A 2,679-nucleotide genomic window follows, 5' to 3' on the forward strand; every position below is an offset into this window, starting at 1 on the left:
CTTCCGAGGCGCTTTCACAGACCATAGTGGCGCTTGCCGCCAGAAGTGCTTGCTTGATATCTGTATGGTCAAAATTTATAGCCTGAAAATTGACCGCAGACGCCATGGAAAGCGCCCCGTGGAGCAATTTATGGCTAAAAAAATCTATGCTTCCCTCTTGACGTGCCTTTCCGATAAAGCTTGCCCCTTGCAAAGAGGCCTCTGCCAGGCATTGGCTGGCAAGGAAAGGCACAAAAAAAAGCGCGCATATTCCAAGCTTCTTAAAGATGATTTTGCCCCTTTGGAAGGTTTTACCGATGACCAATCCCAATGACCTCTTCTGGAAGCAACAAAAGTTGCCCCAATACATATTCAGCACAGGCCAAAGATTTTTTAGCTGAATCTATACTTTTTTTAGCATCATTTATTTTTTTTTCACACGAAGCTTTTTCTAACTTTTCTTTCGCTCTTTTCAAAGATTCCTGCCATCCCAGGACCTCATTTTTTACTAAAGTTAACACAATGTCTCGTTTCCCTAAAGGCAACGCATCGACAACAGAAAGATCGGGAAATACATCTGGAGTTATATGGTAAAACGTATCAAACATCATGTTAAACATAAATTCTCCTGCTGCATCATTAAGCGCCCCAGAAGGCAAAAGATGTAACGAACGCATCACCCAAGGAATATAAGACGCTCCCCAACGATGATAATTAGTAATAACGTTTATCATTGGCTGAAACCACATTCCTTCCATGCACCAAGCACTTGGAAAATACTTCATGACAAAGGGAATAAAAGAAGGATCCTTTAGAAAAACTAAAGATTTAAATAAATAATAAACGCACCAAGATGCCCGTTCACATTCAAGAAATCCAGAAATTTCTTCAAGATAATCAACGCCTCTTTCCCCCAAATCCCACATATCAAAATAGCGCTCCAAAGATTTCAATATATCTTCTTTTACTGCGAACTTTGGAAGAAATTCCATCCAATGCTCTTGTTCTGCTCCACCTTTTGCATGAATTGGCCAATTATAAATTTCATCCATAATGTCTTGAAGACATGTATAATCTGTTTTTAAAGGTATATCATTTTTTCTCATAGTATTCCTCCGTTATTTTGTGACATTTTTTTGTAAATATTCTGAAAAATATTCTTTATTTAATCGAATAACTTCTAAAAGAGACTTGTTAAGATCTTTACGGACTTCTTGTTGTAAAACTGGGTCAGCGATACGAGAAGCACAATTGCGTAAATCTCGAACAGACCAAAACAGCGCCTCTCGAAGATTATTAAACTTATATGTGTTGACTGTATGAACAAAAGATTCATGCCAAGATTTGGGAATTAATATAGAAACCCCTGCATCTCTATGAATATCAAAAGAAATAAACTGACGGTTGTTGGCGTGGGTGCCCACGTGATGCAAAATTGATGCACCTGAATTTTGACTTACATCCCCTGTTAAATTTTTAAACCATTCATTTCTGTCTCTGCTTACATCTTTCATATCCTTATTTCCATACAACCCGACCTTGAATTTTTCATCTTTGTATTCCTTAAAATATTCTTCTATTTCTCTATTTTCTTTCACAGTAACTGGTTTTTCGTCTATCCCGCCCTGTCCGCCAGCTCCTTCTGGAAGGTGCTTTCGCTGTGCTGGAGGTTTTTCGGGGTTCATCTCTTTTTTAAATTCTTGCTTTGAAGCCTTCTGAGCAAGCACTTTTTCCCCACCAGAAACTTTTTCAGCAGGGGCTTTAATCCCTTCAGAAACATTTTGAGCGGGCGCTTTTGCTCCTTGGGCAGCTTTTTTTCCTGCTTTTTCCAGCTTTTTCAGCCCTCTTCCGACGGCTTTTGCAACTTTTTGCCCAAAAATCTCTTTTGCCAGAACTTTTCCTGCACCTTTTACGCCTTCTTCTTGGTACCCGTTTGCCAGAGCTTGAGCGGTTTCTCCGGCCTCCACTGCTGTTTTTAGCAATTTCATTCCAGGAAGCGCCTTGATTCCCGTCTTTGCCGCGACGCCTAGAGCTTGAATGTAGTCCCCCTCATTAACTTCATCCATAACGTGCTGAGCGCCGTCTATAACCTCCACAGCTGTTAATGTGGCAAAAAGCGCGGGAATAACAAACCAAAAATTATTTTCCAGAGCGTTGGCCGTGACCTGATCGCACGCCTGGATATCGCCAGAATCCTTGCCCGCCAAGGCTAGCCCCGTTGCCCCCATAATTCTTATTGAGGCTGCGGTTTTTTCTGCAAAATTTTTTAACTCTTGATCGCACCTATCCCAATAGCTATCGCCACTTTCTTGATCAAAAGGTGTTGGAAGCTGATCGTGAAAAAGTCGCAAAGCTCCTTCTGCTGTGCTTTCTGCTGCCACTGTGACGCCGCAAGCCAAAAAAGCTTTATCCCAATTGATCTGACCAGAATTAATAGCATCAGACCCGATGGTTGATGCCATGGAAAGCCCTGCATGTAAAATCTTATGAGTCAAGAAGTCCAAACAAGGCTCTGCTGGAGTATTTATAACATAATCAAAAACTTTCGCATCTTTTGGTAAGGTGGCCCCATATGCCCTTCCGATAAAGCTTGCCCCTTGCAAAGAGGCCTCTGCCAGGCATTGGCTGGCAAGGGTTTTTACAGGATCGCTTTGATAGACGGCGCAATGCAGAGCGGTGTTTTTTGCAATGTTTATCGCG

General features: G+C 41.6%; 3 protein-coding genes. All 3 read right to left on the minus strand.

Annotation, left to right across the window (positions count from 1 at the left end; all coding sequences use genetic code 11):
- A partial coding sequence (locus HE1_RS00135) for a hypothetical protein (protein WP_162480057.1) occupies window positions 1–310 on the minus strand: 310 nt, incomplete at its 3' end.
- The gene (locus HE1_RS00140; protein ID WP_035543163.1) at window positions 291–1,085 is read right to left on the minus strand and encodes a hypothetical protein; all 795 of its coding nucleotides are present in this window, start codon (window positions 1,083–1,085) and stop codon (window positions 291–293) included. The genes HE1_RS00135 and HE1_RS00140, both read right to left, overlap by 20 nt.
- Window positions 1,086–1,097: 12 nt before the next feature.
- Window positions 1,098–2,679 (minus strand): hypothetical protein (locus HE1_RS09455; protein ID WP_035543166.1); only part of this gene is annotated, 1,582 nt, incomplete at its 5' end.

Origin of the sequence: Holospora elegans E1 (assembly GCF_000648275.1) — a bacterium.
GTDB classification, from domain to species: domain Bacteria; phylum Pseudomonadota; class Alphaproteobacteria; order Holosporales; family Holosporaceae; genus Holospora; species Holospora undulata_A.